This is a genomic window from Pseudoalteromonas sp. 120-MNA-CIBAN-0494 (assembly GCF_040308885.1).
Taxonomy (GTDB): domain Bacteria; phylum Pseudomonadota; class Gammaproteobacteria; order Enterobacterales; family Alteromonadaceae; genus Pseudoalteromonas; species Pseudoalteromonas nigrifaciens.
In genome coordinates this window covers 120,429-134,530 of the sequence record NZ_JBEOOE010000003.1, presented here as the reverse complement: position 1 = coordinate 134,530, position 14,102 = coordinate 120,429, and the positions used below count along the sequence as shown (strand labels likewise).

Sequence of the window (14,102 nt, the reverse complement as noted above, 5' to 3'; positions counted from 1 at the left end):
ATCTATCAAATGGGTTATGTATTTCATTAACGTGTAGTTAAATATAGGGTACGTTAACCATTCGAATAAGAGGTATTTATGATCACCCGGGAAACCATGGAATTTGATGTAGTTGTTGTAGGTGCAGGCCCAGCGGGTCTTGCATGTGCAATAAAACTGGCACAACAAGCGCAAAATAAACAACAAGAATGCATGATCTGTGTCGTTGAAAAAGGTTCAGAAGTGGGTGCTCATATACTCTCTGGTGCCGTGTTTGAAACCAAAGCGCTGGATGAATTACTGCCAAATTGGCAAGAGCTCAACGCCCCTGTAACCACCAAAGTAGCAAAGGATGAAATTTACTGGTTTAACAACGAACAAAAAGCCACCGCTATTCCGCACTTTGCCACACCAAAAACCTTTCATAATGATGGCAATTATATTGTCTCTATGGGGAATGTTTGTCGCTGGTTAGCTGAGCAAGCAGAAGCACTGGGAGTCGAGATTTTTCCTGGGTTTAGTGCGCATTCGCTTATTATTGAAGACGACACAGTAAAAGGCATTATTACTGGCGATATGGGCCTTGATAAAGACGGCAACGAAAAAGATGGTTACATGCCTGGCATGGAGCTACGCGCTAAATACACCGTATTTGCCGAAGGTTGTCGTGGTCATTTGGGCAAACAACTCATTAATGAATTTGCCCTCGATGATGAGTCATCACCGCAGCACTATGGCTTAGGCTTAAAAGAAATTTGGCAAATTGATGAAAGTAAGCATCAATTAGGCACAGTAGTACACGGTACAGGCTGGCCATTACAAGGCGATACTAACGGCGGCGCATTTATGTACCACTGTGAAAACAACCAAGTTGTGGTAGGACTGATTGTTGATCTCAACTACTCAAACCCGCATTTAAGCCCGTTTGATGAGTTTCAGCGCATGAAACACCATCCTGTGTTTAAAAATGTATTAGCAGGCGGCGAACGTGTTGCTTATGGTGCTCGTGCTATTGCTAAAGGCGGCTTGCACTCATTACCAAAAATGCATTTTCCTGGTGGGTTATTGGTAGGCTGCGATGCAGGTACGCTTAACTTTGCAAAAATTAAAGGTAATCATACTGCAATGAAGTCGGGTATGGTGGCAGCTGAAGTTATTTTTAAAGCATTAGAAAATGAGCAAGCAAATACCGACTTAAGCGAGTTTAAAGACGCGTTTGAGCAATCTTGGGCTTATAAAGAATTGCAGCAATCACGTAACTTTGGCCCTGTTATGCACAAGTTAGGTAAGTTTGTTGGTGGCGCATATAACACCCTAGATCAAAATATTTTTAATGGTTGCTTGCCATTTACCTTTAAAGACAACACCCCAGATCACGATACTTTAGTTGATGCGGCGGATGCCGATAAAATAGTGTATCCAAAACCCGATGGTAAACTCAGTTTTGATAAGTTGTCGTCGGTATTTTTATCAAATACTAACCACGAAGAGTCACAGCCGTGTCATTTGCAATTAAAAGATCCGAGTATTCCAATTGCTGTAAACTTAGTTAAATTTGATGAGCCAGCGCAGCGCTATTGCCCTGCTGGGGTTTATGAAATTCAAGAAATTGCTGGCACTAAAGAGTTTGTGATTAACTCGCAAAACTGCGTGCATTGTAAAACCTGCGATATTAAAGATCCGAGCCAAAATATTACTTGGGTAACTCCGGAGGGGACTGGCGGGCCAAATTATCCTAATATGTAGTTATTATTGTTAATAAAAAGTAGGTTTTTACATATAAATTATAAACCTACACTAATTTGCAGGGGCTTGTGCCCCTGTTTTGCGCTATGCTTACCCTAGTTTTTATAAAAGAGAATTAGTTATGCCGTCGTCAAAAGTTGTTTTTCGTTTTTTAGCAGAGCCTACTGATGTAAATTTTGGTGGTAAAGTGCATGGTGGAGCCGTCATGAAGTGGATTGACCAAGCTGGCTATGCATGTGCTGCAGGCTGGAGTGGCCATTACTGTGTTACCGTATCTGTTGCTGGGGTGAAGTTTAGACGCCCTATTTTAGTAGGCCAAATTGTTGAAGTGGAAGCTAAAATAGCGCATACCGGTAAAACCAGTATGCAAATATTTATTCAAGTGCGTTGTGGCGACCCCAAAACACAAAATATGGTTGAAACCAACCACTGTGTTATTAGCTTTATTGCTATGGATGAAACCGGTTACCCAGTAGCTGTGCCTTCTTTTAAAGCGATTACCGAAGAAGATTTAAAATTAGAAAACTACGCTATAAAAATGAAAGAAATTGCAATAGAGACGGAAAACTTACTGCATAAGGTATAAGTAACTAAAGTGTGCCTGTAAAAACCTCACACTTTTTGTAAAACATGCAATAGAGCTTAGAAAGTAACAACTAATAAAAGTTCACTGCTGTACACGTATCATACAAACGGCCATAAAAACCAATACTAAAGTAGGTTTTTATGGCCGTTTTTTTATGTTTTTAATAAGTGGCATGCTCACTGCACCTACCTTGATGACGTTTGATTTAATTACATCTTATTTTTTCAAGCATTTGATTTTTATTATTAAAGGAGCTAATTCATGATTAAAACACTTTCTCTTTCTACACTTGCTTTAGTAACACTGGGTTTTAATACTGCAGCTAAGGCTGATATTGCTGATTTCGATTCTCCACGTATCTACACGGGTGTTGGTTACGGTCAATATTCTTTTGAATTTGAAGACAGTGACAAAGACACTGACTTTGACGACGATGCACAAATGCTAAAAGGTTACGTTGGCGCACAATTTAACGAGTATTTAAGCTTAGAGCTTGCTTATCAAAACTTTGATGAAGTAAGTGATGTGGACAGCAAAGCTGAAATTGATGGCGTATCGCTTGCCGCACGCTTGGGCTACCCTATTACAGAGAGTTTTTCTGTGTATGCAAAAGGCGGTTGGCTTGAGTGGGATGCAGAATACACACAAGATTTACCAGTAGGTTCTGTTTCAGCTTCTACAGATGGTGGTGATGCGTTTTACGGTGCAGGTATTGAATATGCACTTACAACAAACGTTCAATTTCGTTTAGAGTATGAACGCTATAAACTTGATGACGATATTGACCCAGATATGGATGTAGCGTCTCTATCAGTGCAGTACATGTTTTAATTAAACCCTAAAACGTGTGTAAAAGGTAAGCTTAGGCTTACCTTTTTTGTTTTGAGTGGTTTAAACGCACATGCATATAAACCACTTAGTCTAATCAATACCTTTTAGACTAGGCTTCTATAAGTAACCTGAGCTCTGGTTAAGAGATTTACTAACGTATTAAATCATAGTTATATTTAATTTTATTTTCTCTAGCCAGAGATTTTCAGTGAAAATAAGGCGAATTTACGCGTCAATAGCTGGCCTATTGCAAGTAAATTCAACGCAGTTAGCGCTGAAAGTAGCTGCTTGAGATAGGTTTATTATCCGGAGCTCAGGTTAAGTAATAAACTCACTTACAAGTAATGCCATAAACGCTAAATATGGGTAGAATAGCGCTCTATTTCATTTGCACCCGAGTACTATGAGCGATTATACCATTTCGGCTATTGGCCACATTCAATCTCCTTATAAACAAAAGTTTGCTATACCTAGGCAACCTCGTTTAGTGCCAGAAGCTAAAGCAAAGCTTATTTTTGCGCCTGACTTTAATCGTGAAGAATTTGTACGCGGGCTCGATGAGTTTAGCCATATTTGGCTGCTATTTCGTTTTCATGAAACAGCCGACAAAGGCTATTCGGCTATGGTGCGCCCGCCTCGTTTAGGTGGTAATGCCCGCAAAGGCGTGTTTGCCACGCGTGCCACTTTTAGGCCTAACGCCATTGGTATGAGCGCAGTAAAACTAGAAGGTATAGAGTATAAAAATGGCCAACTGAGCTTATTACTCGCCGGAATAGATTTACTCGATGGCACACCAATAATCGATATAAAACCTTACTTACCCTATTCTGACTCTATGCCAGAGGCCAGTGCGGGGTTTGCCGACACCCGCCCAGAAACCCACATGAGCGTTGAATTTACCCCTGAAGTACTAGATTTTATTGCGCAGCAAACGCAATATCCAGATTTACAGGCGTTTATAAGTAATGTGCTAAAGCAAGATCCTCGCCCTGCTTATAAAAAGCAAAAAGACGGACAGCAAAGCTACGGCATGACTTTGTATAACTATAATATTTGCTGGCAAGTTAATGAGTCACATAATTTAGTTACTAGTATAGAAAATACCTAAATAATTTATCACTTAGCGCTTTAGTGTAAATGCAACCGCTGGTAGACTGAAGCCCTTACAATATGTACATAATTACTCTAATTTCGGAAACAACATGCGTACCAGTCAATATATACTCGCCACACTTAAAGAAACGCCTTCGGATGCTGAAATTGTATCGCATCAATTAATGCTTAGAGCCGGTATGATCCGTCGTGTCGCTTCGGGTTTATACACTTGGTTACCCACTGGGTTACGGGTACTTAGAAAAGTAGAAAATATCGTACGTGAAGAAATGAATAAAGCCAATGCGATTGAAATGCTGATGCCAGTAATTCAACCAGCAGATTTATGGGAAGAATCAGGTCGTTGGGATGAGTTTGGTCCTGAACTTATGCGTTTTACCGATCGTCATAATCGTACCTTTGCGCTTGGCCCAACTCACGAAGAAGTGATCACTGATTTTGTTCGTAAAGAAATTAGCAGCTATAAACAGCTACCAATTTCTTTATACCAAATACAAACTAAAGTGCGCGACGAACGTCGTCCGCGTTTTGGTGTAATGCGCGCCCGCGAATTTACAATGAAAGATGCCTATTCATTTCACTTAAGTGATGAGTGTTTAGATGCAACGTATCAAGTAATGCACAAAGCGTATTGTAATATTTTTGAGCGTTTAAACTTAGACTACCGCCCTGTTATTGCCGACACGGGTTCTATTGGTGGTAGCGTATCGCATGAGTTTCATGTACTTGCAGAATCTGGTGAAGACGCTATTGCATTTAGTGATGGCAGCGACTACGCAGCAAATATTGAAAAAGCAGAAGCACTTGCACCAAGCGAGCCACGCCCAGCTGCAACAAAAGAGCTTAAAGCGTTTCCAACGCCTGACGCTAAAACAATTAACGAGCTTAAAAAGCACTACGGTGTTAAACCACATCGCGGTGTTAAAACATTAATCGTTTACGCTACGCCTGATGAAAACGGGGTACGTGGTTTAGTTGCGCTAGTTTTACGCGGCGATCACGACCTTAACGAACTAAAAGCTGAAAAACACCCGTTAGTAGATTCTCCGCTTGAAATGGCAACAGAGGCAGACATTGTTGCTGCTATTGGTGCAAAACCTGGCTCATTAGGCCCGGTTGGCCTGTCTATGCCAATTATTGTTGATAGAAGCGCTAACATACTAGCTGACTTTGTTGCCGGCGCTAATAAAGACGACGAGCATTACAGCGGCATTAACTGGGATCGTGATGTAACTGATTATGAAGTTGCTGATATACGTAATATTGTAGAAGGCGATGCAAGCCCATGTGGCCAAGGCACTTTACAAATTAAACGTGGTATTGAAGTTGGCCATATTTTCCAACTTGGCACTAAATACTCACAAGCAATGAAGGCTGGCGTATTAAACGAATCAGGTAAAAACCAAATAATGACTATGGGTTGTTATGGTATTGGTGTGTCGCGTATTGTTGCTGCAGCAATCGAGCAAAACAACGACCAATACGGTATTATTTGGCCACAACCAATTGCACCGTTTGATTTAGCTATTGTGCCTATGAATATGCATAAGTCGCATCGCATTCCAGATATTGCTAACAACCTTTACCAAGGCTTAAAAGATGCTGGCCTTGATGTGTTATTTGATGACCGTAAAGAGCGCCCTGGCGTTATGTTTAACGACATGGAATTAATTGGCGTACCATTTACATTAGTTATTGGCGAGCGCAACCTTGATGAAAACAAAGTTGAACTTAAAAACCGCCGCACTGGTGAAAAGCTAATGATTGATATTGATACAGCAATCGATGCAATTAAAGCAGCTGTTAAAGGTTAAGCATAAAATACACTTAACTATAAATAAAAAACCGCTTTAAAGCGGTTTTTTTATATCTAAAATATAATCACTTCAGCTAAAAAAAGGTGACTTATTAAAAGCCGCCTATTTCGCTTTAGTGTTAACTCAACCACGTAATAAGCTTGTCTTTTAACGTTTGCGGCTTAATTGGTTTAGTAATGTAGTCGTTCATACCGGCCGTTAAACAACGCTCTCTGTCGCCTTCCATTGCACTTGCTGTCATCGCAATGATAGGCACATGAATATATTCTATTCCGGCTTTGGCGTTTCTAATTTCGCTGGTGGTATCGTAGCCGTTTAAATTAGGCATTTGGCAATCCATTAAAATAACGTTAAAAGGTTGCTGTTTATTACTCTTTAACGCCTCTAAAGCTTCAAGACCGTCAGATGCACAGGTGATTTTAACTTTAGTGTGCTTTAAAATCGCTTTAGCCACTTCTATGTTGATCATATTATCGTCAACTAAAAGCACATGATAAGCTGATAAGTCTGCATCTACAGGCTCTTCAATTAAGCTCTTTGGTGGGGTAATAACAAACTCGCTACTGGCACCAAATAAACTCGCTAATTTGTAACTAAACTCATCTTGGGTAAGCGGTTTATTTAAAATATGTAGATGATCAGGAAATACTTTTTTCGATTGTTTGTTCATCACCATATCACGCAAAATTAGTACATATTTTTTATCGTACTGTTTGCAAAAGCTAATCAGGGCATTAACTTGTGGATGGTCGTCGTCAATAATTAATAAGTCCGCTTCAAACTCATCATGCTCACTAAAGTAATCTAACCTAACAATATTACTTTTATCTACTTTGCATGTTTGCAGTAATAAATCACACACATTGTTATACACATTATCGCGAGCAATTAATGCAGCAACATCAATACTGGTAGCAAGCTCAATGCCGGTATTTAGCTTTTTCTGGGGTGCTACATGCAGCTCAACGGTTGCAGTAAAAGTGCTCCCTACCCCTTTTTCGCTTGTTAGCGATATATTACCACCCATTAATTGCGCTAGCTTTTTACAAATTGATAAACCCAAGCCGGTACCGCCAAAATGGCGTGTGGTGCTTGAATCTTCTTGGGTAAACACTTCAAATAGTTTATCTATATTTTCAGCTGCTATGCCAATTCCAGTGTCTTTAACCGCAAAACTCATCTGTAATTTAGTATCGGTAATGTATTTAGAGCCTATGGTTAAGCTAACTTCACCTTTGTGAGTAAACTTAAAAGCATTATTAACCAAATTAATTAAAATTTGCTTAAGGCGATGGCTGTCACCTACTACCATACGATCAACAATATTGTGGGTGTGTAAAAATACTTCAAGTCCTTTGCGTTGCCCTTGTAGCGCTAATGAGTTAATCATATCGCTGCACACGGTAACAACATCAAAGCTGTGATTATCAATATCGAGCTTACCCGCTTCTATTTTTGAAAAATCTAAAATATCATTAATTAAATTCATTAAAGAATTAGCACTGCTATTTGCAAGTTTTAAATAATGATGCTGTTGCTCTGATAAGCCATCTTCTTTAAGCATTTCTAGCATGCCTAATACCCCGTTCATAGGGGTGCGTATTTCGTGAGAAATATTAGCTACAAAGTCACTTTTAGCTTGGCTTGCTGCTAATGCTTCATCTATTGCGCGCTCAAGCTCTCGGGTTCTTTGCGAAACTTTAAGCTCTAAAGTGGTATTAACTCCCTCAAGTTCAGCTTGAATATTTTTAAGCGAGCTTATGTCTCTTAAAATAGCCGCAACTTGATAACGCTCATTAAACACATCATAAATACTGCTGAGGGTTATTGAGTAGTAGTATTTATTGCCCGAACTGTCGGTGTGCATGGCTTCAAAGGGCATTTTAGAGCCATTTTTAATGGTTTCTCTTATGCATTGCTCATCTTCTTTATTTAAAGTAAATAAAGAAATAAAATTTACGTTATCACTCTCTAGTATATCGCCAAACACTTGCTTAGCTGTGTTATTAAATTGCACTACTTTACCCGACTCTGAAATGCTAAAAATAGCATCTAAGGAGTTTTCTATTACTGTGTTATTTTGCTCTTTTAACGAATGAATAAGTAACTTTCGGTTTATAAAGCGCTGATACAGCATGGTCATAACTAAAAACACACCAAAAAATACAGCTAATGTAGTAATAAAGCTTTGGCGTCTCTCGCTCACTTTTGCTAATAATGTTTGCGTATCTACACTCACAGCAAGCTCGAGTGGCAGCATGGCAATATCATTACCAAAATAAATACGCTTTTGAAGTGTGTATTGTTGTGGGTAGTTATTTAACGGCAGCGTTTTGTCTGCAGCCATATTTTGCGCGCCAACAGACTCTTGCTCCCAGGTTCTGCTTTTATTAAACTCAAACCCAAAGCGCAGCTCTGGGTTTGGATGATATAAAAACTCACCTTGGTTACTCATTAAATAAATTGCAGTGCCTTGCGGAGACTCAAAAGTGAGGCTTTTAAATAGTTGCTCTGCATAATAATTCGTAACTAAAACCGCAGAAACCTGTTTGTTTTTGTCAAATACAGGTTTTGCTACCCGAAAGGTACTGATATAAGGCTGCTGAATTTTACCATTTTCACGGTTGTAATTTATTGGCGAAATATAAACAGTGTGCTCATCAAGCATACTGGTTTTAATAACGTAATCTCGTTGGCCTTTTTGTTGTAATTGCTCGCCTTCGAGTATGGTAATTTTGCCTTGCTCGGTCCGATCAACCCTTACGACTTCTTGCCCGCCTTCTGCTAGCATTATATAACGCGCTTGTAATATGCTTTCGTCGGTGCGCATAAAGCCAGAAAATATACTCGCTAAGCGATTTTTCCAAATGGCCATAGGCGTTGCAGATGCTGGATCTGACAATTGATTTTCACTAGCGCGTGATATTGCTTTTATAGGTGGGGTTGCATCTAAAAATCGAATGGCGTTAACGCTGTCGGTAAAGTGTTTTTTTAACGATAATGTTTTAGTTTCGAGTTCGCGTTTTAGCTCTATTTGCGCCGTGTGATAAATTTCACTTCTTACTTTTTGCTCAAATATATACATTGAAGGCAACGCAATGATCATAAAAATCATTACGGCAAAAAGTATTAGCTTATTACTTTTTGCAACTCTAGATAAAAAATTTCGTTTTAACATTTACTATTACCTACACTATAGTACTTACATAAGTAGTCTAGATTGAGAAACAATAAACCTCAAAATTAATTACTTACCTCTTTTATTTGCAATAAAGAGTGCCAAATTATGAAGTGTATTCTACCACTACCATTGCTCTTAATGAAATAAACTAAACGCTATTTATATTTGTTTATAAATGAAAAAGGCAGCGAGTGCTGCCTTCAAAACTTAAAGCTTTGTCTATTAACTATCTAAATAACACATCTTCGCGGTTAAACCATTTAACGCAAAAAGCTAATAAAATACCGGCAATAATAGCTGTAGCTAAAAATATTAGCCCTATTAGCGTGTAATCTACTGTGCCTTTAACTATTTCTTTTATTGCTAACGCTACATTAGTGACAGGAATAAACGCTGTTTTAACAGTGAGTTCCACATTTGGCATTAAGGCAATTATTACCGGAAAAATAACGCCCAGAGATAACGGTGTCATGTAGTTTTGCGCTTCTTTAAAGGTACGTGCGTAAATTGAAATAGCTAACGCTAGCGCAGAAAATATAGCCGCCAGTGGTAACAGTAATACAAAAATCATTAATAAATCAGAAACGGCTAAGCTACTAAATGCAACTTTAATAAATTCAAGATCCGCAAAAGTAATCGCCAAGGCTATCCACACTCCCATACTCAGCACAGTAATGGTTGTAGAGGCAATCGAAGTAGTTAAAAGGGTAATAAATTTACCTAAAACAAGTTGTGTACGAGTGATAGGTGTTAACAATAATGTCTCTAGGGTGCCACGTTCTTTTTCGCCTGCTCCTAAGTCAATGGCAGGATAAGTTGCTCCCATTAATACTAAAGGTACTAATAAGTACGGTAAAAACCCACCTATTTTTTCACCTAGGTTTTCACGTTTGTCGGCGGTATCTACTTTTACAACTTCAATTGGTTCAAGTATTGCTTTTTGCGTTGCTTCGTCAATGCCAAAACTAAGCAGCTTTTGTACTTGTAACGCATCGCTGTATTCTTGCGCTAGCTCTTTCACCCGCTGAAACAAAAAGTTAATAGACTTAGCGTCGTTAAACACTACCTGCCATTTGCTTTGCTGTGCATTATTTAACGTTTGCTGTGCATTGCTTGGTAAATAAATGCCCATATCAATATCGCCAGCAATCACTGCGGCTTTAAGCTGTGCAACACTATTAAAGGTTTTAGTGCCTTTATACTGCTCAAAACTTTTATGGTAAAACACTTTGTCGGTAAACTCTGGCGCATAGTCGCCGTTTACAATAGCGTAGGTATTTACTTTTTGCTCTGCATCCATAGCTGCTTGTGCGCTAATAAAGGCAACAACGGCAAAAATAAGTGGGAACACTGCAACTGGCACAGCCACTACAAATATGAGCGTTTTTTTATCGCGTAGTAACTCTCTTAATTCCTTTTTAAATACTTCAAACATCACGTTTCTCCGTTAATATGTTCATAAACGCTTGGTTAAGTTCTTCACTGTTACCTGTTTGTTTAAACTCTTCTACAGTGCCATCAAAACAGCTTACGCCTTCGTTAATCACTGCTACGCGGTCGCACAGTAAAGCAACTTCATCTAGGTGGTGCGTTGAAAAAACAACCGGTGTTCCTTGCGCTTTTAAACCTTTTATAAAGTTAATTACCGTTTGTGTGGTCATAATATCTAACCCGGTCGTTGGCTCATCTAAAACCACTACAGCAGGATAATGCACTACTGCGCGGGCAATATTGGCTTTTTGTTTCATTCCGGTTGAGAGGTTTTCTGCACGCTTATCTATAAATTTATGCATATCGAGCAAGGTAAATAGCTCTTCGCAGCGTGTTGCAATATCTTTTTTGCTCATGCCATGGAGTTTTGCAAAATATTCGATGTTTTCTTTTACGGTTAAACGCCCGTATAAGCCGGTTGAACCCGATAGAAACCCAATCGATTTACGCCCCAGCAATGGCTTTTTTATTATGTCGTTACCGGCAATGGTAATACTGCCGGCATCGGGTTTTAAGGCAGTAGAAATCATTCTTAACGTGGTGGTTTTACCTGCGCCATTTGGTCCTAGCAGTCCAAGTACTTCGCCTTTTGCACAACGAAAGCTAACATCTCTAACTGAATGAAAATAATCTTTATCTTCGCGCGGGTCTATTTCATCTACTTTGTTTTTTTTATGATCTTTAGTTAGCTTAAATTTCTTTTTAAGGCCAATAACTTCTATCATGTTCGTATCCTTCGTTTTTCTCTAAAGTAATCCGTATTATTATAAAATGTGTCGTCGGTGTTGTCCTCATGCCACCCCGGAACACCTAGTAGTGGTAAAGGTGAAAGGAGTTTATTGTCGGCTAAACACTGATCGGTTTTTATCATCTCATAAAGTCTTTGATCTAGGTACTGGTATTGGGTAACTAAATCTTTACAAAATATTTCATCGGGTACAGTTACAAACAACGCTTTACCCGTTAAACCAATATAGGGTTTAGTTAGCATTTCGTAATTAGCATGGCCAAACATAAATGGTTTGATGGTTTTTCCCCACTGCGCTCTATGCTCAACAAACGCTGTTTTCCATTGATGATCGCGCAACCACTGTTGCCATTGGGTATTGCTAATAGCCAGTACAACACCGCATTCGTCAAATAAGGTTAGGGCATTGCGATGTTTGGTACGCTGCTTTGTGCCATGTACTGCAATATCTGCTACGTGGCGTTGATTAATGAGCGCTTTGGTTTTAGGAAATAAACACCAAATAAAGCCACCAAATAAGTCGTGCCAATTTTCAGTACGCGTAGGCACCTGCCCTGTTTCAAAAATAACTTGCTCGTAATAACGCTCAGCAAAATCTATTTTTGCATCATCGACAAAGCTAATAGCCAAGTTATTGGCATTAATTGCGTTTAAGTGTGGGCTAAACCAGCTAGGCAGAGGCCAATTTTTTTGCTCATGTATATTAAACAACGTACGCAAATGCTCAAAAGCGCCGCTTTGTAAGCAGCTTGGCTGAAATTCTTCTGGGGGAGTAAAACGCTTCATTATTATTTGTACTTACTAGTTTATACCTTAAATTTTGTAACAGTTTACCGCAAAAACTGGTTCTAATTAATAGAACTTCATATACTGGGTTATCTTAAAACAAAAATAGAGCCAATATGAAACGTTATTTCTCTCTTACCCTTATCACTGCTGCCGTATTAGCGGGCTGCGCTACAACAAGTATTACCTCCGATGATGTAACTAAGGGCTACAACAGTATTCAAGCTGATGAAATTGCTAAGCATGTAAAAGTGTTAGCATCGGATGAATTTGGTGGCCGTGCCCCTTCATCGCCAGGCGAAAAGCTAACGCTTGATTACCTAACAGCGCAATTTAAAGCCTTGGGTTTAAAGCCCGGTAATGGCAATAGCTTTTTACAAGAAGTTCCGCTGGTTTCGCTTGAAGCAGACTCAGACATGGTATTAAAAATTGGTGGTAAAAACTACCAATACAAAACAGACATGGTAATGGGCAGTAGTCGCATTAGCGAAAACCAAGCAATTGAAAACTCTGAGCTAGTATTTGTTGGTTACGGCGTTAATGCACCAGAGTATAACTGGAACGATTACGAAGGCTTAGATGTTAAAGGCAAAACGGTAGTAATGCTGGTAAACGATCCGGGCTTTGCAACTAAAAACCCTGATTTATTCACTGGCGATGCCATGACCTATTATGGCCGTTGGACTTATAAATACGAAGAAGCGAGTCGTCAAGGTGCAGCGGGCGCAATTATTATTCACGAAACAGCACCAGCTTCATACCCTTGGTCTGTAGTAGAAAACTCGTGGAGTGGTGAGCAGTTTGGTTTTCAAAAAGAAAACAACAATATGGACCGTGTAGCCGTTGAAGGCTGGGTAACAACAGACGTAGCCAAAGAGCTGTTTAATAAAGCAGGGCTTGATTTTGATACACTAAAAGCCAATGCTGCAAAAGGCGCTTACCACGTTGATATGGGCGATTTGACTGCCTCTATAAAGATAAAAAACACCATTAAAAAGTCTATCTCGTATAACTTTATTGCCACTTTACCGGGCAGTGAAAAACCAGATGAACATGTTATTTATTCTGCACATTGGGATCACTTAGGCACTGATAAAAACCGCAAAGGGGATCAAATTTTTAATGGCGCGCACGATAATGCTACCGGTACGGCTGGTTTAATTGAAGTGGCTGAAGCCTTTACTAAATTACCTAAGCACCCTAGCCGTTCAATGACCTTTTTAGCGGTAACCGCTGAAGAGCAAGGCTTATTAGGATCAAAATATTATGCAGCTAACCCTGTTATTGCTGCCAATAAAACCGTTGCTAACATTAATATGGACAGCTTAAATTTATTAGGCAAAGTAAAAGATATTAGCGTGGTAGGTATTGGTAAATCACAAATGGATGATTTATTAACAACGGTTGCGCTTGAGCAAGGCAGAACAATATCTGGCGATCCTAATCCTTCTTCGGGTGGTTACTATCGCTCTGATCACTTTGCTTTTGCAAACATGGGCATTCCAGCCATGTACGCAGGTGGTGGCACGCAAGCCTTTGACGAAGAAACTGCAAACTACCGTAAGCGTATGAGCTTAGTACTGCGCGGTTGTTATCATCAACCATGCGATCGCTACCGTGATGAATGGGATTTATCGGGCGCGGTGCAAGACCTACAATTATTTTATAAAGTAGGTTTTAATATTTCTGAGCAAGAGCAATGGCCAACGTGGAACACTAACTCTGAGTTCCAACGTAAGTAATTTAATCTTATCTAATCGAAAAACTCAAATAGAGTAATCGATATAATTGCACTCAAATGATATTGATTATCATTTGAGTGCA

At 39.4% G+C, this 14,102-nt stretch carries 10 protein-coding genes; 6 read left to right on the top strand and 4 right to left on the bottom strand.

Going from position 1 to position 14,102, the window contains the following annotated elements:
• The first annotated feature begins 78 nt into the window (after positions 1 to 78).
• The 5 genes from AAEY55_RS03840 (at position 79) to AAEY55_RS03820 (ending at position 6,069) form a co-directional block, all read left to right on the top strand.
• Entirely contained in the window at positions 79 to 1,725 is a 1,647-nt protein-coding gene (locus tag AAEY55_RS03840) for an electron transfer flavoprotein-ubiquinone oxidoreductase (protein WP_182676647.1), read from the top strand.
• Between the two features lie 121 nt (positions 1,726 to 1,846).
• The gene (locus tag AAEY55_RS03835) at positions 1,847 to 2,311 is read left to right on the top strand and encodes an acyl-CoA thioesterase (RefSeq protein WP_011328298.1); all 465 of its coding nucleotides are present in this window, start codon (positions 1,847 to 1,849) and stop codon (positions 2,309 to 2,311) included.
• A 261-nt stretch (positions 2,312 to 2,572) separates the two neighbouring features.
• Positions 2,573 to 3,142 (top strand): outer membrane beta-barrel protein, encoded by a 570-nt coding sequence (locus tag AAEY55_RS03830; RefSeq protein ID WP_350550110.1) that lies wholly within the window; start codon positions 2,573 to 2,575, stop codon positions 3,140 to 3,142.
• Positions 3,143 to 3,545: 403 nt separating this feature from the next.
• Complete coding sequence (tsaA, locus tag AAEY55_RS03825; protein ID WP_041454438.1) at positions 3,546 to 4,250, top strand: tRNA (N6-threonylcarbamoyladenosine(37)-N6)-methyltransferase TrmO; 705 nt, start codon at positions 3,546 to 3,548, stop codon at positions 4,248 to 4,250.
• A 94-nt stretch (positions 4,251 to 4,344) separates the two neighbouring features.
• Positions 4,345 to 6,069, top strand: a complete 1,725-nt coding sequence (locus AAEY55_RS03820; protein ID WP_089368340.1) for a proline--tRNA ligase — start codon at positions 4,345 to 4,347, stop codon at positions 6,067 to 6,069.
• 121 nt (positions 6,070 to 6,190) lie between these two features.
• Here AAEY55_RS03820 and AAEY55_RS03815 read toward each other — a convergent pair whose 3' ends face one another.
• From AAEY55_RS03815 to AAEY55_RS03800, 4 genes are all read right to left on the bottom strand, one after another.
• On the bottom strand, positions 6,191 to 9,250 hold the full coding sequence (locus tag AAEY55_RS03815; protein ID WP_182676643.1) for an ATP-binding protein: 3,060 nt from the start codon (positions 9,248 to 9,250) through the stop codon (positions 6,191 to 6,193).
• A gap of 229 nt (positions 9,251 to 9,479) precedes the next feature.
• Positions 9,480 to 10,688, bottom strand: a complete 1,209-nt coding sequence (locus AAEY55_RS03810) for an ABC transporter permease (RefSeq protein WP_011328303.1) — start codon at positions 10,686 to 10,688, stop codon at positions 9,480 to 9,482.
• Positions 10,681 to 11,469 (bottom strand): ABC transporter ATP-binding protein, encoded by a 789-nt coding sequence (locus tag AAEY55_RS03805; protein ID WP_011328304.1) that lies wholly within the window; start codon positions 11,467 to 11,469, stop codon positions 10,681 to 10,683. Before AAEY55_RS03805 ends, AAEY55_RS03810 begins: the two co-directional genes overlap by 8 nt.
• On the bottom strand, positions 11,466 to 12,278 hold the full coding sequence (locus AAEY55_RS03800; RefSeq protein WP_011328305.1) for a DUF3025 domain-containing protein: 813 nt from the start codon (positions 12,276 to 12,278) through the stop codon (positions 11,466 to 11,468). Before AAEY55_RS03800 ends, AAEY55_RS03805 begins: the two co-directional genes overlap by 4 nt.
• A 116-nt stretch (positions 12,279 to 12,394) precedes the next feature.
• Between AAEY55_RS03800 and AAEY55_RS03795 the strand changes: the two genes are divergently transcribed.
• Positions 12,395 to 14,020: a M28 family metallopeptidase gene (locus tag AAEY55_RS03795; RefSeq protein WP_089368342.1), complete on the top strand. Its 1,626-nt coding sequence runs from the start codon at positions 12,395 to 12,397 to the stop codon at positions 14,018 to 14,020.
• The last annotated feature ends 82 nt before the right edge of the window (positions 14,021 to 14,102 follow it).